Below are 19,768 nucleotides of genomic sequence, written 5' to 3'. Positions count from 1 at the left end.
CCTCCTGGCTTAATGTTGGATTTTCCATTGAAAGGGGTCTTCAAACGTAGTCCATTCTTGATCAAATTCCTCAGGTGTGAGTAAGCATTGATCAAGTGTGCGAATGATATCTGCTTTAGGTAAATCTACGCCAATAAACACAAGTTTTGTATGCCTGTCACCAAATTCTGCGTCCCACTCATCAAGAAGCTCTGGTTCTTGCTTTAATATCTGTGCTTTTTCTTGCTCAGGCAAGGCAGCAATCCAGTAGGCAATTGGTTCAATCGCAACAGATTTTCCAGCTTGTGAAATTAAAATGGTTAAATCATGATGTGTGGCAAGCCATGTAAATCCTTTAGCGCGAACTATTTGCTCTGGCATCTGATCTAACCAATTATTTAACCTGCCAGTATGGAAGGGAAGTCTTCTTTCATAAACAAAGGAGGAGATTTGGTATTCTTCTGTTTCTGGCGTATGCTGAGAATGCCCAGCGTTGATTTCTTTAATCCAGCCAGCAGAAGCACTGGACTTTTCAAAATCGAATAAACCAGTATTTAAAATGTCACTTGGCTTTACTTGCCCTTTTGAGGTTCTGATGATAGATGCTTCTGGTTGAAGTGTGGTCAGCACGTGCTCAAGTCGGTCTAATTCTGAGTTTGATACTAGATCACACTTATTGATAATCAACACATCGCAAAATTCAATTTGATCAATAAGTAAATCGGAAATTTCTCGTTCGTCATCATCGGAAACGGCTTGTTTACGGTCTAATAGACTTTCTCCTGACTGGAAGTCGGTCCAGAAACGGTTCGCATCTACAACGGTGACCATCGTGTCTAGCCGGCAAAAGCGCGTCAAATCTATCCCCATTTCTTCATCAATATAAGAGAAAGTTTGCGCGACTGGAATAGGTTCACTAATACCTGTTGACTCAATGACAATATAATCAATATGGCCAGTCTTACATAGGCGCTCTACTTCGATTAACAAATCTTCTCTTAATGTGCAGCAAATACAACCATTGGATAATTCAACTAGCTTCTCATCTGATCGAGAGAGCTCACCGCCTTGTTTGATTAGTTCTGCATCAATATTGATTTCGCTCATGTCATTAACAATAACAGCTACTTTTAACCCTTTACGATTTTGTAGTACATGATTTAATATCGTTGTTTTTCCAGCTCCTAAAAAACCGCTTAATACTGTAACGGGTATTCGTTTATTCATTTCCTTCTGTCCCTTTGCCAATGCTCATGTTAATTTCCGCCTCTCTTAAAAAGTAATGATTACGATTTGAAACCTAAAAATTATTTTGATTCTCTATGAAGGGTATATTTCTTTAACCGAGGAGAATATTTTTTTAACTCCAGTCGGTCCGGATTCGTTCTTTTATTCTTTGTTGTGATATAGTTTCTGTCACCAGTTTCAGTACAGGCTAAGGTAATTTTTACACGCATCAGTAATAGGACCCTCCTTTAATTCGTAATTGTTACGATTTGTATTTTAAAATGATCAAGATAGAATGTCAAGCTTAGAAGGGTAAAACAATGCCAAATATCAAACAAAAGGGGTATCAAATGTTCATTGATACCCCCTCCATTAATAAAAGTCACCAAGCTCTTCTTCGTATTCACCTTCGTAGTGCTGAATGTCACTAGGAATTTCTTGAAGAAATGCTAGACCGCCTAATATCAGCATCAGGATAATGGCGATGAATGAGAGAATGGCTGCGACAATACTTGATATGGCAAATAGCGTCTGCATTTTCATCATCTTAGCATATTGTTCTAATAACTCTTCATAAGAAGTATCAGGAGCTTGAATTAATTGTTCAGCTGCGTTTACAGATTTTTGTACATGGATTCCCATCATAATGAGGAAGACGCCAAGGGCAGCAGGAAGAACAAGCCAAAAACCAATAAGAATTGCTAGGCCGCCTGAAATATAGAGAAATATACTACCAACTTTTCCCCACTTTGTGATCGAATGAAGAGATTGAATGATTTTCTCAGTTTGTTGCAATGGTGTTCACTCCTTTATGTATTCACTCTTTATCATACTTGAGCAGGTAGTACTTTAGGAAGAGTGAATGTAGAACAATTTTTAAAAATTTCTATCTTCACTTTACTATTTATGGATAAATAAATTATCTTCCAATAAGATAAAAGTAACATTTACTATGAATTTTAACGTCAATTTATGTCATAAATAAGATTAGTAGTTAAAAATAATTAGTAAAATTATCAAAATATGTTGTTAGTTGTCTTGTAATTGGTTATTATTGTGTTGTATTACCATAAAAATTGGAAGGTGGAATTCATATGTTAGATCGCTTCTTAAACAAAATGACCAATGTTCAACCTGCAGCTTCAAGATGTATTTTGCAAAAATTAGTCACTTCATGCAAATCAGCGCCAACTTGTTTCCTTCAAGGTGTTGGAACTTTCCGTTACTACGTGGATCGTGATACAGGTGAGATTTGTACTAGCCAAGAACGCATTAGATGTGGCTGCTAAATTCAAGGATTTTATTTAATAGGATGTGAACGCATGAGCATATCTTCAATTTCATTCTTAACAAATGCTATGCAGACGTCAAACAGTCGTCAAGCGAGTCAAACATCCAATTCTTTTTTAAACCAAGCAGCGAAAATTGTTCAAGGCGACCATTCTCCAGAAGAGAGAAAGGCATTATTTCAACAACTGACTCTAGTTCAGCAAGGAAAAGATTTAGAGCTTCATGTGTCTAAATTAAAGGAACTAGAGAAAGAGGTTCAAAAAGAATCGTCTTCTTCGTCCGTTACTGTGAATCAGCATGGTGACCAAGTAGATATTTCAAATGAGGCTCGCAGTGAGTTTGAACAAGCTGAGGAACAAGCCACAGCTTCAAGTGAAGCGAGTGAAATCGCCGCAAGGGAAAAGGATCAGGATATACAGGCAGATTCAAACTAATAAAAAAATGAGGCGTGTGTTTTTTATCTTCACATGCCTCATTTATGTTTATTTTGCAGAAAACCTTGAATAAAGACCATCCGGAAAAGGGGCTGCATATGAGATTGTTTCATCTTCTTCTACCATGATGTAATATGGAAACTCTTCAATATGAAAGACGCCTATCATTTGTTCGTCCACTGAGATAATTCGCATGTTGGTTTGGTTATCACGATATAATTCTTGATCCTCTTCTTTCCCATTCTTTAGCAAAATACTAAAAGAAATGTCTAATTGACGCTGCTTTTTCGTTTCTAGGAATTGTTCCAGTGATGGGATGCAATGCGGACATGCTGTGTCAGTGAATATAAGCAACTGCTGCTTGTGATTGGTTTGCAGTAGATCATTTATTTGAATAGGTGATGTTTTTTCAAGTAGCGGATGAACAAATTTTTGTCCAACATGCTGGATCGGTAAGATGATTAATTCCATCTGGTGTTTTAAATAGATCATGATTCCGATCGTCAATAAAAGGCTGCAAAGAATAAGAGTTAGCTGTAAAAGTAAGATTGAAGTCATCGTATATCGTCCTCTCAGAATGAAGTTACGCAGAGCTATCATAATATAAATATCAAAAATATGTCAATTATACTAAATGGTGTAAGGTGGAGCGTTTGATGAGTACAGTGAACCATTGTTTATATGCAATCTCCTATACTTGGAAAAGAAGTCGATCATATCTTCTATTAACTTTATTAATCCAAGTGATCGTTGGCTTTATGCCTTTGGCTAGTGTCTGGATTATTCAAACATTGATTAATGAAATTATTTTATTCATGACTTCTTCAGGAGATATTCAAAAGGTCTTAAGGTTATTTGGGTTGCAAATGGTCATTGTGATTTTAGGATATGGGCTTCAATTCATTCTTCAGCTTAGTCAGCAGAAAGCGACAAATCTGATTGGTTTGCATTTGAAGGGTGAATTGCTTCAAAAAGCGATCAGGCTTCCATATATTACATTTGAACACCCGTCTTTTTATAATGAAAGTCAACGTGTGATGAACAGTCATCAGCATGTTCTGAGTATGGTTAGAAGTATTTTTACAATCATGAGCGCATTGATTACTGTTGTATCACTTCTCATTTATATGATTGGTATCCATTGGGGCTTGGCGGTCATTCTGATCTTATGTACTCTGCCTGTCTTGTGGATTGAGCTTTTCTTTGGAGGTGCACGGTATCAATTAAACCGCATGTTAACGGCCAATGATCGAAGAGAAATGTATGTGTCTGATCTTGTTGCGCAGCGAGATTCATTGAAGGAAATCCGTTTATATGGAATTGGAAATTATCTTCTTCAAAAATGGCAAGGTCATTATGTAAAAAGTGCAGATGAAAAATATAAATTACTAAAACGTCAGGTTCGCTGGGAGATGGCAGGCGGATTGCTTATGACATTTGCCTATGTGTGCTGTGGTCTTTTTATTGTCTTTCTTATCTTTCAAAAGAAATTAGCTGCGGGTACGTTTGTTGCTGTGCTCCAAGCTGTGCAAAATATTCAAAGTGGTTTTCAGGATTTGACGAGGGAATGTTCTAGTTTATATGAAACGAGTCTCTATATTGATGAAATGAGAACTTTTCAAAAGAGAGAAGAAGAAATTGATGAGCAGACAGAGGAAGCGGCATCGCTTCGTAGGATTGAATGTATTCAGTCCATTACGCTAGAAAATCTCTCTTTTACCTATCCGAATATGAAAACGCCTGCTATTGAACATATACATTTTCATATCGATAAAGGTGAACGCATTGCATTGGTGGGGGATAACGGATCAGGTAAGACGACCTTGATTAAATGCTTGACCGGTTTATATGATCCAGACAAGCCGAATATGCAAAGGGTCAATGGTGAATCGATATCGACCGTTTATAAAAAATCATATCATGCGAGAATGGCCGTCCTTTTTCAAGATTTTATGAAGTACGAATTCACTGTGAAAGAAAACATTGGATTTGGCCGTATCGACGAAATAGATAAGGAAGAGCGCATGATCTCAGCTGCACGGCAAGCAGGCATAGAGAAAAGAATTCATCAAATGGAAGAAACATACGATGCGCAGCTTGGCCGGTTTTTTGAAGAAGGTCATGAACTATCTGGGGGACAATGGCAAAAGCTTGCGATGGCGAGAACCTTTTTTAGAGAAAGTGATTTTATCATTTTAGATGAACCGACTTCTGCTCTCGATCCGCTATCGGAGATTTCACTCATTCGAAAGCTATTCGATCATACGCAGGATCAAGGGGTCTTGTTTATCACCCACCGTATGGGAGCGGCCCGCTTAGCAGACCGGATTATCGTGATGAAAGATGGTGCTTTCGTTGAAGAGGGGAACCATGAAGAGCTAATGGCGCTAGATGGAGAGTACAAAAGGCTTTACGAGGCACAATCCCAACTATTTCAACAAAAGGAGATGGCGTAAGGTGAGTGTCTTTTATTTTATAGGTGTCTATTTATTAGGAATCATCTTTGCAGGTGCATGGCTTGATAAAGTGAGAAAACAAACGGCGCATATTCAGCAGATGAATGCTTATCGACTGCTGCCTCCTGCGCTCACGGCGCCCATGTTTTATTTGTTTTTGACTGTTGAATTGGCTTGTACGGGTTTATTGTTCGTGTGGAACATGTCTCTTGTACCTGCGATTGGTCTTACAGCACTTTTATGTATCTATACTGGAGCGGTCACCTTCAATTTATTGAGAGGACATCGTCACATTTCATGCGGCTGTGGAGGTTTGCTTGAAAATGACCGCCTTCACTGGGGAATTGTGATTCGTAATGTGTCGATGCTGGCTCTTGTGATTGGGTTGTTTTATGTACATCCCTATGTAGAAACAATTCCGTGGCCATTTCATATTATTTGTTTTCTGATTGCAGTGGCTGTCTGTTTGATTATAGCAGTGGGGAAAACAATCATGATGTTCAAAAGAAAATGGATGAATCAATTTGAATCGTTTATAGAAGGAGACCAAGTGAAATGACTGATATTCTACTAATTATTGTGTTATTCATTGTCATTGCTCAGCTGGCGGTCGTGTTTTTGCTTGCCCGCTTTATCGGAAAATTTATGAGTAAAATTAAATCCCTTGATGGGATTGAATTAAAGGAAGCGGATGTTGGTGATGCTGCGCCGTTATTTCGAAGCTATACACATTTAGGAGATAAGGTTATTTTAAAGGAGTATTTACAGAACGGAAGAGCCGTGATGCTGTTATTTGTAAATACCACTTGTATGACATGCAAAAGCATTTTGTCTGATATGCGTCAGCACATTTCTAGCGATGATACTCAATTCATTTTCATCAATGGAGATGAACAAGGAGATGATGCATTGCTTCTTCAATTGCTGCCTGATCAAGCTGTGTATGTGCGCTCTTCGCAAATCATGGAGCTGTATGGGGTAACTGTGGTTCCGCAAGCGATTCTGATAGATGAACATGGCATCATCCTCCAAAGAAAGGCTGTTCAAAATGCGAAACAGTTTGAACAGTTGTTACACGCATCATAAAAAGGCGTCTCTTTGTTGGAGAGACGCTCGTTTTATAATTCTTTTCCTAGAATGTCTAAATCGTACCTGCTGCCGTCCATTTCTGCGATGCGTGGCAAGTGACCCCATGTTTCAAAGCCGTGCTTTTTAAATAATCGAATGCTGGCTTCGTTGTGCCCGAAAATAAAGGCGAGTAATGTTCGAATGCCTAGTGAAGGTGCCAACTCAATGGCCTCTTGTAAAAAAAGTGATCCTAAGCCTTGCCCTCGATAGTCTTGGTTTAAGTAAATACTCATTTCAACGGTCCCGTTGTATGCAGGTCTTCCATAAAACGTTTCAAAGCTGAGCCAGCCGTAAATATGTCCATCCTCATCTGTTTTCACATAGAGAGGTCTTTTCTCTGAATGATTCAAAAACCATTGCCGGCGGTCTTCAACTGAAACTGGTTCTGTATCGGCGGTTACTTCTCTTGAAGCAATAGTCGAATTGTAAATATCAACGATTGCTTTGAGGTCATCTTCTGTTGCTATACGGTTGAAAGTTTTCACATTAAAGTCCCCCATCTTTTTTTCATTCATCATACATATTATTGATGCGATTGCGCAAAATAAAAAGAAAAATGATTTCGTGTGTATATATTTTTTGAAAAGTGTTCAGAATGTTGCTGAGGTGATGAAAAATGAGAGAGGAAGAAAAGAAACGTACTTCCAAAATCACAAAAGTTCAGCAATTTTTCCGTAAGCGCTGGGTATTCCCTGCAATTTACTTGGTCAGCGCAGCGGTCGTGTTAACAGCCGTTCTTTGGTATCAAGCTGTATCAAAAGATGTGAAAGACCAACTATCTGATGGAAATCAAACAGGGCAAGAACAGCGTGATGATGCCGTTGAAGTTGGAAAGCCAATTGAAAATGTTGCCATGCCAGTCCAGAATTCTGATAATGTTTCTGTCGTGAAAAAGTTCTATGAAGCAGATGCTGATCAAAAAGAAAAAGAAGCAGCACTTGTAAACTATAATAACACCTATACCTTGAGCAAAGGTATTGATCTTGCAGATAAAGATGGCAAAGTGTTTGATGTCACAGCTGCTCTTAGTGGAACAGTGGTTCAAGCGAAAAAAGATCCAGTTCTCGGTCACGTCGTTGAAATTGAACATGAAGATGGATTATCGACTGTTTATCAATCGTTGTCACAAGTGAGTGTTAAAGAAGGCGATGAAGTGAAGCAGAATGATGTCATCGGTGCTTCTGGTAAAAATCTTTATGGTGCTGAAAGCGGCAACCATGTGCATTTTGAAATTCGTATGGAAGGTTTAGCGCTTAATCCACTTAGCTTCATTGACAAGCCTGTTTCGACTATTGAAAAGGCCGCGCAAGAAGTGACGGAAGAAGCAAAAGAACCTGCTCAGCCAAAAGCTGATGAAAAAACGAAGGAACCTGCTGCTGAAGATAAGGCCAAAGAGCCTGCTGGAGAAAAATCTGAAGAAAAGTCTGATGAGAAGGGGAAATCCTCTGATCAAGAAAAGTCTTCTAATTCCTCTAAAGACAGCAGTCAATCTGAAGAAACAAAACAATCTTAAGTCTTGAAACCTCTGTATATGAATCATGCAGAGGTTTTTTTCTGTCTTTAAAAAATCCCCCGCACTCGGCGGGGGATGGTTTAGAGTGCGGCAGGTCCTTCTTCACCTGTCCGAATGTTGATTGTATTTTCTATCTCATATATAAAAATTTTCCCATCCCCTGGTTCGCCTGTACGAAGTACCTTTTGAGCTGTTTCAACGACCTGTTCGACAGGTACTTCGCTTAGGACGATTTCAATCTTTAATCGTTCGTACACATTACTTTCCTTTTTGACGCCGCGGTATAGCTCTGTATGTCCCTTTTGTAAACCGCAGCCGTGTACATTCGAAAAGGTAATGGAAGTGACACCAATCTTTCCAAGCTCCACCTTTAATGTTTCAAAATTGGCTGGACGTGTGACAATCTCCACTTTATACATTTTGCTCATAGAGACACCCCTTTTTCATTAATCTTGATAAGCTTTTTCCCCATGCATGGTTAAATCAAGACCCACTGATTCTTCTTCTTCAGTTGCGCGAATTTTAAAGAAGAGATTGACCACTTTGATGATCACGTATGTCACAACAGCTACAAAGGCATAGGTGGCTACAATAGCAACAACTTGTTTCCAAAGTAAGCTGGGATCTCCGTAAAATAAGCCATTGGTTCCGCCGTCATTGACAGAGGTTGTTGCGAAAAGCCCTGTTGCAATTCCTCCCCAAGTCCCGCCAATTCCGTGAAGCCCGAATGCATCTAGTGCATCATCATAGCCAAATTTGGCTTTGAGTGAGAAGACTCCCCAGAAACACACGATGCCGCCGATGATTCCGATGATAATAGAAGCAAAAGGTGTGACAAAACCTGCGGCAGGTGTAATTGCCACAAGACCTGCGATGGCTCCAGAAATCGCGCCGAGCATGGTCGGTTTTTTGTTGATCATCCACTCGACTAACAGCCAGCCAATGATTCCCGCAGCAGCAGCTGTATTGGTGTTAATAAAGGCATACATTGCGACACTGTCTAAGGTAAGAGCACTTCCAACGTTAAAGCCAAACCATCCAAACCAAATGACAGCTCCGCCAAGAAGGGTATAAATCAAATTGTGAGGAGAAGAGCTTGCTGCTTCTTTACGCTTCCCGAGCACAATCGCTACGACTAGACCTGCAACACCTGATGAAATGTGAACCACGTTTCCTCCAGCGAAGTCGAGTGCACCCATTTCGCCAATCCAACCGCCGCCCCATACCCAGTGTGCGACTGGCGCGTATACAAATGTGACCCAAAGGAGTGTAAACACGACGACCGCTGAGTAACGAATTCGTTCAGCAAAGGCACCTGAGATGATGGCTGTTGTTAAGACGGCAAAGGTCATTTGGAACATCATGAACAATGAATGTGGAATGGTCTCACTGTAGGAACCAGGTTCAAAGCCAACGCCTTTTAGTCCAATCCAGTCTAAGCCTCCAATCCATGCATTGCCTGGCGCAAAAGCCAAGGAATAGCCGAACATGATCCATACGATAGAGACGATCGCTAGTGAAGTTAAGCTGTGCATGGTTGTACTTAAGACGTTTTTACTTCTCACGAGTCCTCCGTAGAATAAGGCTAAACCCGGTGTCATTAACCACACAAGTAGTGCGCAGAAGAACATAAATACTGTATCACCCATTTGCATGCTGCATTCCCCCTGAATCATTCAGAATTAATTGATTTCTTAATTCTTCATTATAGAGAGAAAAGTCATATATAACATATTCGTGTAAGTTAATCTTACATGGTTTTTGGTTATATTCAATATAAATGGATGAAAAGTTCGTGAAATATGAGAAAAAACGTGCATTGAGCACGAAAAATAAAGGGCGTTTGACCTATAAAATGGAACTGAGAAACAACTTGGTTCGTTCCTCTTGAGGAGAATCGAACAATTTTGATGGCGTGCCTTCTTCGACGATACGGCCTTCGTGCATATAGACGACACGATCGGCGACTTCTTTTGCAAAGCCCATTTCATGTGTGACGATAACCATCGTCATGCCTTCTTTTGCGAGACTTTTCATTGTTTGCAGTACCTCGCCTACAAGCTCTGGATCGAGGGCGGACGTAGGTTCGTCAAATAACATGACATCTGGTTTCATGGCAAGAGCTCTTGCAATAGCCACACGCTGCTTTTGACCGCCTGATAGTTTAGAAGGATATACGTTGGCTTTATCCGCAAGTCCGACCTTTTCTAACAGGACGTTGGCTTCTGATACAGCTTGAGTCTTTTTTGTTTTTTTTACCATAACAGGCGCCTCGATGATGTTTTCAAGCACAGTTTTATGCGGAAAGAGGTTAAAATGCTGAAACACCATGCCTATTTTTTGCCGCATCTCGTTTAATTGATCGCGTTTTGGATGAACAGGGCTGCCATCAATGATGATTTCTCCATCATTTTTGATTTCTAAAAAGTTCATACAGCGGAGCAAGGTGCTTTTTCCAGAGCCACTGGCTCCAATTAAGACGACCACATCATTTTCATAAACAGTGAGGTCGATATCCTTTAAAACATGCAGTTCTCCGAAGTGTTTATTGAGTTTTTCAACACGAATGAGTTCCTTTGATTCTGTCATGTTTCTCCTCCTAATGGTCACTGACTGATAGTTTCTTCTCAAAGGTTTGGACAGCGAATGTTAACAGCAGGACAAGAACTAAGTAATAGACGGCTACAACAAGTAAATAGGTCATATTGTCAAAGCTGTTTGAGCCTTGGGTCGTGGCGACGTTAAATAGTTCATTGACGCTAATAAAGGCGGCGAGTGATGAATCTTTTAAGCCGATAATGAACTGGTTGCCAAGAGGGGGGAGGGCGCGTCGCATCGCTTGCGGGAGAATGATGCGTCTCATTGTTAGAAAACGTCCCATGCCAAGAGAGCGTCCTGCCTCTTTTTGCCCCTGATCGATCGATTGGATGGCGCCTCTGAATATTTCTGCTATATACGCTCCATTATGAAAGGCGAGCGCAATGGAAGCGGCCCAGAAGTCGGGGATATTTAATTCTGTCAGTCCAAAATATAGGATGAAAATTTGAACAATCAGTGGTGTGCCTCGTACAAGGAAGATATAGGCGTTGGCGATATAACCGAAGACAGTCACGCGTGATATTTTCAATAAAGCAAAGAAGAGCCCGATGAACATGCCGATAAAGATGCTGATCACAGTGAGCTGTAACGTGAGTAGCATACCTTCTAAAAAAATACCTCTTGAATCAATCAGCGTCTGAAAAAAATGTGATAGGCTAGGCAAAACAATCATCTCCATTTGAAGAAAGTGCGCCTAAAAAAGGCGCACAATCGTGGTTTTAATTTTGTTTGACCGTGATGTCTTCATCAAAGTATTTCTCGCTAATTTGTTTTAATGTTCCGTCCTTTTTTAATGCGTCAATCGCATCGTTGATCTCTTTTATGAGCTGTTCATTTTCTTTAGATACAGCAATTGCCTGCTCGCTTTGTCCGAGTCTTTCCTGCGCTTCGATCTTTAATTTTTTCTTCATGGCTTCTGCACCTGTGGCGAAATCCGTCACGACTGCATCGTGTTTTCCGTTGGCTAGTGCTTCTAAAGCGACTACATCACTGTCGTAATATTTTGGTTCCTGCCCGCTATGTTCCTTTGCAATATCAGCGTAGGACGAGCCTTTTGAAACAGCAATTTCTTTACCTTTTAAATCATCAGCATGTTGAATGTCTGCTTCAGGTCTTGTGAAAATTTGCGGACCAGAGTAGTAGTAGGGCTTAGAAAGAAGGACGTGTTTTTTTCGTTCCTCATTGATGGTATGACTTGCAACTGCCGCATCAAATTTTCCTGATTTCACACCTTCGACAATGCCTGCGAACTTATATTTCTTCTGTATAGGCTCAAGGCCTAGTTTGTCACTGATCGCATTGCCTACATCGATATCAAAGCCTGACATCTGATTCCCATCCATGTAACTGAACGGGTGAAATTCACCTGATGCTGCAAATATAAATTTTCCATCCTCCAAAATTGGCGACCCTTTCGCTGTAGAATTACGTTTATCTCCGTTCCCATTTGTTTCATTTGAACCACACGAAGACAGAAGTAATACTGCAACCGAGAAAAGGGCTGGGACCCAAAACCGTCTTTTCTTAATAATAAGCTTCTCCTCCTTTTCAGCCGTTCTCCATATAAGGAGAAAGTAGGCTTTTAAATATGTGTAGCATCTTACCATTTGTTCCTCATATTCTCAATTTTATATGTGTTTTTCCAACACTCGCCCTTTTTAAAATGTATGTCTTGCTTTTCCAAGAGAGAACTTGAATTGATCAGGGTAAAAAAGGGAAATGAATCTCATAATAACGGAAGGAAACATGCCAGAACATAAAGAGGGGGTCGGTGTATGAAGAAGTGGAGGGACAACCGAAAAGTCTTTTTAACTGCTATTGCCTTTGGGACGATGTTAAATCCGTTGAATTCCTCAATGATTTCTTTGGCCTTGCATCAAATCCAACATGAATTCGGTTTGTCATTTACGACTGTATCTTGGCTTATTTCGTCTTTTTATTTAGCTAGTGCGGTGACGCAGCCGGTGAGCGGCCGGATTGGGGATCATGTGATGAGCCGGAGAACATTATTTTTATTCGGACTGGGTCTTGTGGCGGTCTCAGCCATCTGTGCGCCGTTTGCCCCGACGTTTGCGGTGCTGATTGTGATCCGGCTATTGCAGGCAATTGGGAGCAGTGCCATTTATCCTTCTGGTGTCGGACTCATTCGGGATCATATTCAAGACAAGCAGGCATCGGCGTTAGCGGTATTGTCCATTTTTGCTTCAGCGATGACGGCGCTTGGACCGACACTTGGCGGCTTTTTGATGACAATCGGTGGCTGGCCGGCTATTTTTTTAGTGAATCTGCCTTTTATTTTGATCAGCTTCTTTCTTGGACTATCTTTGTTTCCAAAGGAGCAGAAAAAGAGAAAGCTACGTATAGGTGAAACGATACGGAAGCTCGATCTGCCAGGCATGTTGCTTTTTACAGTTTGTATTGTCCTTCTGCTTTCGTTTTTATTATCACTAGGTCATGGCATTCAATATGTACAGGGGATTCTTTGTCTCGTGAGTGCAGGCGCTTTTATTTGGTGGGAGTATCAGGTGGATGAACCGTTTATTCAAATTCGGATGTTCAGACAGGAGCAGCGGCTTTCACTCGTGTATGTGCAATTTATCATTTTAAATATCTTTTTCTATTGTCTTTTCTTTGGTTTGCCGAGCTATTTCCAAGATGAATTAGGCTGGCGTGTGGAAATGACGGGTCTTTTTATGCTTTGCATGTCTGGGGTGAGCATCATTATCTCTCCGCTGACGGGAAAGTGGGTGGACCGCGGGGATGAACGCCATCCCGTATTAGCCAGTGCGGTATTAATGCTGGCTGGGGCGTCTGCGATGACCTTCTTTTTTATTCCGGCACCATTATGGGGGAAAGGGCTGGTTCTAGCGCTGCTTGGACTTAGTTACGGGATTGGAAATGTTGCGCTGCAAGCTGCCATGCTCAAGGCAAGCCCTCAGCATATGATTGGCACGTCCTCTGGGCTTTTTCAAACATGCCGCTACCTTGGTTCCATTCTGTCATCTGCTGTTCTCGGTATGCTGTTTGGGGATGAAATTGCTGGTCCTCATTTTGAGCAGTTAGGCTGGACGTTGATCATGATTTCCCTTATCGGCATCGGTGTCAGTCTTTATTTTTCGAACAAGGTCAGAGGAGGACATTCAATAAAAAAAGCGGCGCGATAAGTGGAAGAAGATTCTTCATCACGTTATCGCAAGCCGCTTAAGAGTTAGACAGGTCAGAGCCCTGATCCTTTTGCTTCCTTCTGAATATTTTCCCTACAATTGTCTCATAGAAAGTGACGATGCGATCAATTGGAGAGTCAAAGAACTTCCATAATTTATTCATGATAAACACGACCACAATCGATACGATCAAGCTGCCTAAAACATCTAATGGATAATGGTGACCGACCCAGATGCGGGAGAATCCTGTGAGTAATCCAAAGACGAGCAAGATGTTGCCAAGCTTTTTATTACGAGATCGAATGGCAAGTGAAAGAGCCAGTGCACCTGTTGTATGGTCACTTGGGAAGGAAGCGTCTGCTGAGTGCGGAATGAGTGTGTCGACTTTATGCGCCACAAACGGTCGCTCCTCATAATGAAACAGTGTAATCGCAAAATTGACGATAAGTGCCGCGATGCCCGTTACACCGGAAAAGAAGACATGCTTCTTAAATTTGTGATTACCTAAAAACCAGCAAATCAATAAGACAAGGGCGTACACAAGAATGGCCTTTTTCGTAATGAAAATCATGGCCTGATCTAAAAACTCAGAATGATGAGCCATCCCGTGTATCACTTTAAACAGTTCGTAATTCAAAACATCACCTATACCTTCGCTTAATGCCAACTATTTGTCAAATAATCGTTTATTTGAAACATCCTATATTTTAGCATGTTTCCGTTGAAGTTTAAAATAGAATCCTATTCTGATAGGGAGACCTTCTGTGCTTTTGCTTCTTGGGGCTTTCGTTCGCTCCAATAAAAAACAATCATACTGAGCAAGACAACAATACCTGCAATGAGATATACATTTGAAAAGTCTGTGAAACTGACAAGAAGACCAAATACAAATGAGCCAGCAGCAATACCCGTATCATATAAAGTGAAGAAAGTAGCCGTCGCATAGCCTGTACGGTGAGCTGGTGAGTGCTGAATGGCAAGTGTTTGTAAACATGGTACTAGCGATCCATAGCCAAGTCCAATGACACCACCTGATAGAAGAAGCATTGTAGCTGAATGTGTAGCTGTCAGCATCCATAAACCAATCGCAAAAAGAGCAATCGAAGGATAGATCACAATGTGAGGTCCTACTCGGTCAAAAAGTCTTCCTGTAAATGGACGTGATCCAAGCATCGCTGCCGCAAACACAATAAAGAAATAACTGCTTGCCCCCATCAAGTGAAGGGAATTGGCATAGACTGAAATAAATGAAATGATCGGCGAATAACAGAATGAAATAATGATGCCGACCGCCGCTGTTTTTAATGCACCTTTTTCAAACAGATGAGAAAAAGTAAATCGGAAGACGACACTACCCCCATCTTCAAGCTCTGGCTGTCTGATCAGCATCGTAAAAGCGGCACCAATGGTAACGATAATGGAAAAAAGAAGGAATAAGGAATGGAATCCTACTTTACCTACTTGATTGAGTGCGATAAATGGACCGATAACCACAGCGAGGTTCATGGACATGACAAAGTAGCCGAGTCCTTCCCCGCGTTTATGTTTTGGAATCATATCTGCCGCAATGGCACTGGTTACTGTCGTCAAAATGCTAAAAAAGATGCCTTGCACGAAACGCAGCATGAGAAGCGTTTGGAATTGATCAATTGAGATGTATAAATAAGTGAGTAAGGCAAATGCCGTTGAGGAGAAAATCGCCATCCGTTTTTTACCGAATTTCTCAATAATCGCTCCAGAAAACGGTCTTGTCACAATGGCGGACAATAAGAAGACCGTCACAAGGAGACCGCCCTGTGATTCTGTTCCATTTAGTTCATCCATTGTGTAAATAGGCAGCAAGGTTAAAAGGGCATAAAAAGAGGTGAACGTAAATAAATTCACCAGGACAATCATGATAAAGTCTCTCGTCCAAATGCGTTCGTTCATGATGTATGTCACTTCCTATTCAGTTGATAATTTGTGTAAAAGTGTATGGAGGAGTTGTTTTTCTTCGTGGGTGAAATCTGAAAGACATTCTTCTTCAAATTGTTCCATCGTACGTTTGATTTCTTCAAATCGGGCCTTAGCATCATCTGTCATCACGATCAGATTTTCACGTTTGTCTTTTCCTTGCACACGTTGCACCCAGCCATTTGCTTCTAGACGGGTTACGGTTCGGGTAATGGTTGGGGCTTCGACGTTCAAATATGTCCAAATGTCTTTTTGGGTTTTCGGGCCGAATGTATCCAAACAAAAAAGTACAGTCCATTGGGACATGTACAAGTCATAAGCAGCAAGCGCTTCGTTCGCCTTTTTAGACAGCAGGCGTGCGCTTTGGTGTATTTGATGTAAACACTCTCTATTTAACGTATCCATATGCTCACCTTTATTCAATATTTAGCTAGGTAAATAAAATTACCTTTTCTATTTTACGTGCTCGACCCATTCTTGTAAAGTGAAAATTTTCGCCACTCGAAATGATTGCATTTTCTGATAAATCCCTTGTCCTATCTTCATTTTTAGCATATTCCCTATGCAATGCTAATACACTGTTACAAACCTGACAAAGAGAGTGTTTGAGGTGAGGGATCGTGTTTGGCATTTACTACCTAATGGATGAAAAATTAAGACGAACAAGCGCCTCTGAAAATGGATAATATTGATACGAATCTCATTTCACACTTCTCACATCCATTTTAGGGAGGTCGAGTGGTGTGCACGATTACATCAAAGAGCGAACAATCAAGATAGGAAAGTATATCGTGGAGACAAAGAAAACCGTTCGTGTAATTGCGAAAGAATTTGGAGTCTCTAAAAGTACTGTACACAAGGATCTAACAGAAAGACTGCCAGAAATTAATCCAGATCTGGCTAATGAAGTGAAGGAGATACTGGATTATCATAAATCAATCCGCCACTTGCGAGGGGGAGAAGCCACTAAATTAAAGTATAAAAAAGAAGAAATTTTAGAAGGCGAGCCTGTGAAACAATAAGCTTAGTTCTTTGTTCATAAACATGATATATATATCTTCCTCATATCGGTAGTTTCTAACCACAAAATTTGTAAAGACTTTTGTAAAGAAATATCTTTTTTTCTGCAAATTATGATAGAATATATAATTAGGGCAGAATGTGGTATTTGCTATGGAAACAGATTTTCAAGGAGGATATATATAGATGTTTGCTAGGGATATTGGAATTGATCTTGGTACTGCCAATGTACTGATTCATGTCAAAGGAAAAGGAATTGTGTTAAATGAACCATCTGTTGTAGCTCTTGACAAAAACAGCGGGAAAGTTTTGGCTGTTGGAGAAGAGGCTAGACGTATGGTTGGACGTACGCCTGGGAATATTGTTGCGATTCGTCCATTAAAAGATGGCGTAATTGCTGATTTTGAAGTAACTGAAGCGATGCTCAAGCATTTTATTAACTCATTAAATGTGAAAGGGCTATTCTCTAAGCCGCGTATGCTCATCTGCTGCCCAACAAACATTACATCTGTTGAGCAGAAGGCGATCAAAGAAGCTGCTGAAAAAAGCGGCGGTAAGCATGTATTTCTTGAAGAAGAGCCAAAAGTAGCAGCTATTGGTGCTGGTATGGATATTTTTCAGCCAAGTGGAAACATGGTCGTAGATATTGGAGGCGGAACGACAGATATCGCTGTCATCTCAATGGGTGACATTGTAACCGCCTCTTCTATTAAAATGGCTGGAGACAAATTTGATCTGGAAATTCTCAACTACATTAAAAAAGAGTACAAGCTGTTGATCGGTGAACGCACGGCTGAGGATATTAAGATCCAAGTTGCAACGGTATTCCCAGACGCACGTCACGAAGAGATTTCAATTCGTGGACGAGACATGGTGACAGGATTACCAAGAACGATTACCGTCACAAGCAAAGAAGTAGAAGAAGCATTGCGTGAATCTGTATCTGCGATTGTTCAGGCTGCGAAGCAAGTTCTTGAGAGAACACCGCCTGAATTATCAGCTGATATTATTGATCGCGGCGTCATCATTACAGGTGGCGGAGCTCTTCTAAACGGGCTTGATCAATTGCTTGCAGAAGAGCTGAAAGTACCAGTTTTCGTTGCTGAGAATCCGATGGATTGTGTAGCTGTTGGTACTGGCGTCATGCTTGATAATATGGACAAGCTGCCAAAGCGTAAACTCAGCTAATGATGTCCCTCATTCTTTTTCGAAAGAATGGGGGATTTTTATTAAAGAACCCTGCAAATATGCCGATATATTTCATAGAAGATTGTGTTTAGGTCATGTGAAAGAATTTTAATGAGGTGAGCACGTGTTAAAAGGACTATATACCGCAACATCTGCCATGATCGCTCAAGAGCGGCGGACAGAAATGCTTTCAAATAATATCGCAAATGCGAATACGCCAGGATATAAAGCGGATGAGGGGACCATGCGGGCATTTCCAGAAATGCTGCTAAGCCGAATGGAGTCAGGACGTTTCCAAACTTCCTCAGGCAAAGGTTTTAGTGTTCCGCAGCAAACGCCGATTGGCGGCATAAATACGGGGACCTATATGCAGGAACTGATCCCTCAATTTACACAAGGAACTTTAAAAACAACAGATCAAACAACGGATGTCGCACTAGTCGAAAATAATGTGCCGATCAACCCGGAGACCAATCAGAAATCAGCGCTCTTTTATGCGGTCAATACCCCAGAAGGCGTTCGTTATACGAAAAGCAGCTCGATTACAATGAACGCACAAAATCAGTTGACTATCAATGGACGTGCCCTTCTTTCTGTCACAGGTCAGCCAATTACGGTTCAGAGTGAGAATTTCAAAGTGAATGCAGATGGAACTGTGAGTGAAAATGGACAAAATCTCGGGCAAATTGATGTACGTGTTGCGATGGATACAAGGAATTTAGCGAGAGAAGGAAATGATTTATACCGTACAGCTGATAACCAGCCCCTGCCAAGCGCAGTCAATAACGGTCAAATGTCCTATACGTTAAGTCAAGGTGTATCGGAGCTATCGAACGTGGATGTGACGAAATCATATACAGAAATGACAACCGCCTATCGAGCATTTGAAACAAACCAAAAAGTGGTTCAGGCGTATGATAAAAGCTTAGAAAAAGCAGTGAATGAAATCGGCAGAGTGTACTAATCAAGAAATGAAAAAGAAAGGAGGATTCTCATGCTTAGAACGATGATCAATGCAGCTGTATCAATGAACGAAGTACAAAAGCAGCTTGATATTATCAGTAATAACATCGCGAACAGTGAAACAACAGGGTACCGTGCGAAAAATACCCGTTTCTCAGAGCTGATCAGACAACAGTTCAACCAAGTGGATGAAAAAAATGAGCAGGTGGCAAACAGTCGTCTGACACCTGATGGGCTAAGGCTTGGTACGGGTACGATGGTCAATGCGTCCATTAACTCGCTGCAAGGCTCGATTAAAGAAACAGGTCGTGATCTTGATGTTGCATTTGGAGCGCCATCTCAGTATATGCAGGTCAATGTCGGCGGTAATATTCGTTATACAAGAGACGGTTCTCTTTACTTACAGCCAGGCAATAATCGTAATCAAGTGCAGCTTGTCACTAGCGAAGGCCATCCGATTCTTGATGAAAACGGAAATGAAATCGTCTTAAATGCGAATTTCCGTGATATTTCAATTGATAAAAATGGACGTCTAACAGCCATTTCAAGAGACAATCAACCGAATCAGCAAGTGAATTTAGGGGTTGTACAAGTCAATAACTCTTCAGCACTTGTCTCTGAAGGAGATAATTTGTTCTCAGTTGACGGTACTTATCAAGGTGCATTAACGGCACTAAATGGAGCAAACCGCCAAGCGATTCAGCTTCAGCAAGGTGCACTTGAAACATCGAATGTGGACATGTCTAAAGAATTAACGGATCTCATGACAACACAGCGCTCCTATCAGATGAATTCAAGAACGATTACGATGGGTGATCAAATGCTTGGATTAGTGAATACAATTCGATAACGAGC

The 19,768-nt window shown here is 40.9% G+C and carries 23 protein-coding genes; 10 read left to right on the top strand and 13 right to left on the bottom strand.

What is annotated here, in order from left to right:
* Positions 1–9 precede the first annotated feature (9 nt).
* From MHI33_RS19545 to MHI33_RS19535, 3 genes are all read right to left on the bottom strand, one after another.
* Positions 10–1,206, bottom strand: coding sequence for a GTP-binding protein (locus MHI33_RS19545; protein WP_050944430.1), 1,197 nt, complete (start codon positions 1,204–1,206; stop codon positions 10–12).
* Positions 1,207–1,286: 80 nt separating this feature from the next.
* The gene (gene rpmG, locus MHI33_RS19540; RefSeq protein ID WP_340913265.1) at positions 1,287–1,436 is read right to left on the bottom strand and encodes a 50S ribosomal protein L33; all 150 of its coding nucleotides are present in this window, start codon (positions 1,434–1,436) and stop codon (positions 1,287–1,289) included.
* A gap of 142 nt (positions 1,437–1,578) precedes the next feature.
* Positions 1,579–2,001 carry a DUF5362 family protein gene (locus tag MHI33_RS19535; RefSeq protein ID WP_065097876.1) on the bottom strand — a complete coding sequence of 141 codons (423 nt, stop codon included), beginning with the start codon at positions 1,999–2,001 and terminating at the stop codon, positions 1,579–1,581.
* 527 nt (positions 2,002–2,528) lie between these two features.
* Between MHI33_RS19535 and MHI33_RS19530 the strand changes: the two genes are divergently transcribed.
* Entirely contained in the window at positions 2,529–2,930 is a 402-nt protein-coding gene (locus tag MHI33_RS19530; protein ID WP_185107725.1) for a hypothetical protein, read from the top strand.
* A gap of 48 nt (positions 2,931–2,978) precedes the next feature.
* Here the strand turns inward: MHI33_RS19530 and MHI33_RS19525 are convergent, their stop codons facing one another.
* Positions 2,979–3,488, bottom strand: a complete 510-nt coding sequence (locus MHI33_RS19525; protein WP_126741268.1) for a thiol:disulfide interchange protein — start codon at positions 3,486–3,488, stop codon at positions 2,979–2,981.
* A 98-nt stretch (positions 3,489–3,586) separates the two neighbouring features.
* On the opposite strand from MHI33_RS19525, the gene MHI33_RS19520 reads away from it, so the two are divergent.
* The 3 genes from MHI33_RS19520 to MHI33_RS19510 are packed head-to-tail and all read left to right on the top strand — an operon-like array spanning position 3,587 to position 6,472.
* Positions 3,587–5,386: an ABC transporter ATP-binding protein gene (locus MHI33_RS19520; RefSeq protein WP_044140127.1), complete on the top strand. Its 1,800-nt coding sequence runs from the start codon at positions 3,587–3,589 to the stop codon at positions 5,384–5,386.
* A 1-nt stretch (position 5,387) separates the two neighbouring features.
* Complete coding sequence (locus tag MHI33_RS19515) at positions 5,388–5,945, top strand: MauE/DoxX family redox-associated membrane protein (protein WP_185107727.1); 558 nt, start codon at positions 5,388–5,390, stop codon at positions 5,943–5,945.
* On the top strand, positions 5,942–6,472 hold the full coding sequence (locus MHI33_RS19510; RefSeq protein ID WP_106067008.1) for a TlpA family protein disulfide reductase: 531 nt from the start codon (positions 5,942–5,944) through the stop codon (positions 6,470–6,472). The genes MHI33_RS19515 and MHI33_RS19510 overlap by 4 nt, the downstream gene beginning before the upstream one ends.
* Positions 6,473–6,504: 32 nt before the next feature.
* Here MHI33_RS19510 and MHI33_RS19505 read toward each other — a convergent pair whose 3' ends face one another.
* Complete coding sequence (locus MHI33_RS19505; protein ID WP_065097881.1) at positions 6,505–7,014, bottom strand: GNAT family N-acetyltransferase; 510 nt, start codon at positions 7,012–7,014, stop codon at positions 6,505–6,507.
* Between the two features lie 116 nt (positions 7,015–7,130).
* Here MHI33_RS19505 and MHI33_RS19500 point away from each other — a divergent pair, with 116 nt between their 5' ends.
* Positions 7,131–8,027: a peptidoglycan DD-metalloendopeptidase family protein gene (locus MHI33_RS19500; protein ID WP_065097882.1), complete on the top strand. Its 897-nt coding sequence runs from the start codon at positions 7,131–7,133 to the stop codon at positions 8,025–8,027.
* Positions 8,028–8,107: 80 nt separating this feature from the next.
* Here the strand turns inward: MHI33_RS19500 and MHI33_RS19495 are convergent, their stop codons facing one another.
* The 5 genes from MHI33_RS19495 to MHI33_RS19475 all read right to left on the bottom strand — a co-directional run bounded on the left by MHI33_RS19495 (position 8,108) and on the right by MHI33_RS19475 (position 12,232).
* Entirely contained in the window at positions 8,108–8,455 is a 348-nt protein-coding gene (locus MHI33_RS19495; protein ID WP_003214763.1) for a P-II family nitrogen regulator, read from the bottom strand.
* An 18-nt stretch (positions 8,456–8,473) separates the two neighbouring features.
* On the bottom strand, positions 8,474–9,682 hold the full coding sequence (locus tag MHI33_RS19490) for an ammonium transporter (protein ID WP_340913253.1): 1,209 nt from the start codon (positions 9,680–9,682) through the stop codon (positions 8,474–8,476).
* A gap of 193 nt (positions 9,683–9,875) precedes the next feature.
* Positions 9,876–10,616, bottom strand: a complete 741-nt coding sequence (locus MHI33_RS19485; RefSeq protein WP_113767789.1) for an amino acid ABC transporter ATP-binding protein — start codon at positions 10,614–10,616, stop codon at positions 9,876–9,878.
* A 10-nt stretch (positions 10,617–10,626) separates the two neighbouring features.
* The gene (locus MHI33_RS19480) at positions 10,627–11,304 is read right to left on the bottom strand and encodes an amino acid ABC transporter permease (RefSeq protein ID WP_080772963.1); all 678 of its coding nucleotides are present in this window, start codon (positions 11,302–11,304) and stop codon (positions 10,627–10,629) included.
* 40 nt (positions 11,305–11,344) lie between these two features.
* Entirely contained in the window at positions 11,345–12,232 is an 888-nt protein-coding gene (locus MHI33_RS19475; RefSeq protein ID WP_044140120.1) for a transporter substrate-binding domain-containing protein, read from the bottom strand.
* A 168-nt stretch (positions 12,233–12,400) separates the two neighbouring features.
* Between MHI33_RS19475 and MHI33_RS19470 the strand changes: the two genes are divergently transcribed.
* Positions 12,401–13,789, top strand: coding sequence for an MFS transporter (locus MHI33_RS19470; RefSeq protein ID WP_044140118.1), 1,389 nt, complete (start codon positions 12,401–12,403; stop codon positions 13,787–13,789).
* 37 nt (positions 13,790–13,826) lie between these two features.
* Here the strand turns inward: MHI33_RS19470 and MHI33_RS19465 are convergent, their stop codons facing one another.
* The 3 genes from MHI33_RS19465 to MHI33_RS19455 form a co-directional block, all read right to left on the bottom strand.
* The gene (locus MHI33_RS19465) at positions 13,827–14,426 is read right to left on the bottom strand and encodes an undecaprenyl-diphosphatase (RefSeq protein WP_044140370.1); all 600 of its coding nucleotides are present in this window, start codon (positions 14,424–14,426) and stop codon (positions 13,827–13,829) included.
* Positions 14,427–14,530: 104 nt separating this feature from the next.
* The gene (locus tag MHI33_RS19460) at positions 14,531–15,718 is read right to left on the bottom strand and encodes an MFS transporter (protein WP_044140116.1); all 1,188 of its coding nucleotides are present in this window, start codon (positions 15,716–15,718) and stop codon (positions 14,531–14,533) included.
* A 15-nt stretch (positions 15,719–15,733) separates the two neighbouring features.
* Entirely contained in the window at positions 15,734–16,147 is a 414-nt protein-coding gene (locus MHI33_RS19455; protein WP_044140115.1) for a MarR family winged helix-turn-helix transcriptional regulator, read from the bottom strand.
* Positions 16,148–16,485: 338 nt separating this feature from the next.
* Here MHI33_RS19455 and spoIIID point away from each other — a divergent pair, with 338 nt between their 5' ends.
* The 4 genes from spoIIID (at position 16,486) to MHI33_RS19435 (ending at position 19,763) form a co-directional block, all read left to right on the top strand.
* Positions 16,486–16,764: a sporulation transcriptional regulator SpoIIID gene (gene spoIIID, locus MHI33_RS19450; protein WP_008343327.1), complete on the top strand. Its 279-nt coding sequence runs from the start codon at positions 16,486–16,488 to the stop codon at positions 16,762–16,764.
* Between the two features lie 184 nt (positions 16,765–16,948).
* Positions 16,949–17,950 (top strand): cell shape-determining protein Mbl, encoded by a 1,002-nt coding sequence (gene mbl / locus MHI33_RS19445; RefSeq protein WP_012011515.1) that lies wholly within the window; start codon positions 16,949–16,951, stop codon positions 17,948–17,950.
* Between the two features lie 124 nt (positions 17,951–18,074).
* Positions 18,075–18,914, top strand: a complete 840-nt coding sequence (locus tag MHI33_RS19440; RefSeq protein WP_003215293.1) for a flagellar hook-basal body protein — start codon at positions 18,075–18,077, stop codon at positions 18,912–18,914.
* A gap of 30 nt (positions 18,915–18,944) precedes the next feature.
* Positions 18,945–19,763, top strand: coding sequence for a flagellar hook-basal body protein (locus MHI33_RS19435; RefSeq protein WP_044140113.1), 819 nt, complete (start codon positions 18,945–18,947; stop codon positions 19,761–19,763).
* The last annotated feature ends 5 nt before the right edge of the window (positions 19,764–19,768 follow it).

This window comes from Bacillus sp. FSL K6-2971, from assembly GCF_038006405.1.
GTDB classification, from domain to species: Bacteria; Bacillota; Bacilli; order Bacillales; family Bacillaceae; genus Bacillus; species Bacillus pumilus.
The sequence above is the reverse complement of the archived record's forward strand: the minus strand, read 5'-3'. Positions and strand labels throughout refer to the sequence as shown.

What these genes read in the sequence shown, in the direction of transcription:
- MHI33_RS19510 (WP_106067008.1), top strand. Translation starts at nt 5,942, where the DNA reads ATGACTGATATTCTACTAATTATTGTGTTATTCATTGTCATTGCTCAG.
- MHI33_RS19460 (WP_044140116.1), bottom strand. Translation starts at nt 15,718, where the DNA reads ATGAACGAACGCATTTGGACGAGAGACTTTATCATGATTGTCCTGGTG.
- MHI33_RS19475 (WP_044140120.1), bottom strand. Translation starts at nt 12,232, where the DNA reads ATGGTAAGATGCTACACATATTTAAAAGCCTACTTTCTCCTTATATGG.
- MHI33_RS19530 (WP_185107725.1), top strand. Translation starts at nt 2,529, where the DNA reads ATGAGCATATCTTCAATTTCATTCTTAACAAATGCTATGCAGACGTCA.
- rpmG (WP_340913265.1), bottom strand. Translation starts at nt 1,436, where the DNA reads ATGCGTGTAAAAATTACCTTAGCCTGTACTGAAACTGGTGACAGAAAC.
- MHI33_RS19470 (WP_044140118.1), top strand. Translation starts at nt 12,401, where the DNA reads ATGAAGAAGTGGAGGGACAACCGAAAAGTCTTTTTAACTGCTATTGCC.
- MHI33_RS19545 (WP_050944430.1), bottom strand. Translation starts at nt 1,206, where the DNA reads ATGAATAAACGAATACCCGTTACAGTATTAAGCGGTTTTTTAGGAGCT.
- MHI33_RS19490 (WP_340913253.1), bottom strand. Translation starts at nt 9,682, where the DNA reads ATGCAAATGGGTGATACAGTATTTATGTTCTTCTGCGCACTACTTGTG.
- MHI33_RS19525 (WP_126741268.1), bottom strand. Translation starts at nt 3,488, where the DNA reads ATGACTTCAATCTTACTTTTACAGCTAACTCTTATTCTTTGCAGCCTT.
- MHI33_RS19455 (WP_044140115.1), bottom strand. Translation starts at nt 16,147, where the DNA reads ATGGATACGTTAAATAGAGAGTGTTTACATCAAATACACCAAAGCGCA.
- MHI33_RS19480 (WP_080772963.1), bottom strand. Translation starts at nt 11,304, where the DNA reads ATGGAGATGATTGTTTTGCCTAGCCTATCACATTTTTTTCAGACGCTG.
- MHI33_RS19485 (WP_113767789.1), bottom strand. Translation starts at nt 10,616, where the DNA reads ATGACAGAATCAAAGGAACTCATTCGTGTTGAAAAACTCAATAAACAC.
- MHI33_RS19500 (WP_065097882.1), top strand. Translation starts at nt 7,131, where the DNA reads ATGAGAGAGGAAGAAAAGAAACGTACTTCCAAAATCACAAAAGTTCAG.
- MHI33_RS19435 (WP_044140113.1), top strand. Translation starts at nt 18,945, where the DNA reads ATGCTTAGAACGATGATCAATGCAGCTGTATCAATGAACGAAGTACAA.
- MHI33_RS19520 (WP_044140127.1), top strand. Translation starts at nt 3,587, where the DNA reads ATGAGTACAGTGAACCATTGTTTATATGCAATCTCCTATACTTGGAAA.
- MHI33_RS19495 (WP_003214763.1), bottom strand. Translation starts at nt 8,455, where the DNA reads ATGAGCAAAATGTATAAAGTGGAGATTGTCACACGTCCAGCCAATTTT.
- mbl (WP_012011515.1), top strand. Translation starts at nt 16,949, where the DNA reads ATGTTTGCTAGGGATATTGGAATTGATCTTGGTACTGCCAATGTACTG.
- MHI33_RS19505 (WP_065097881.1), bottom strand. Translation starts at nt 7,014, where the DNA reads ATGGGGGACTTTAATGTGAAAACTTTCAACCGTATAGCAACAGAAGAT.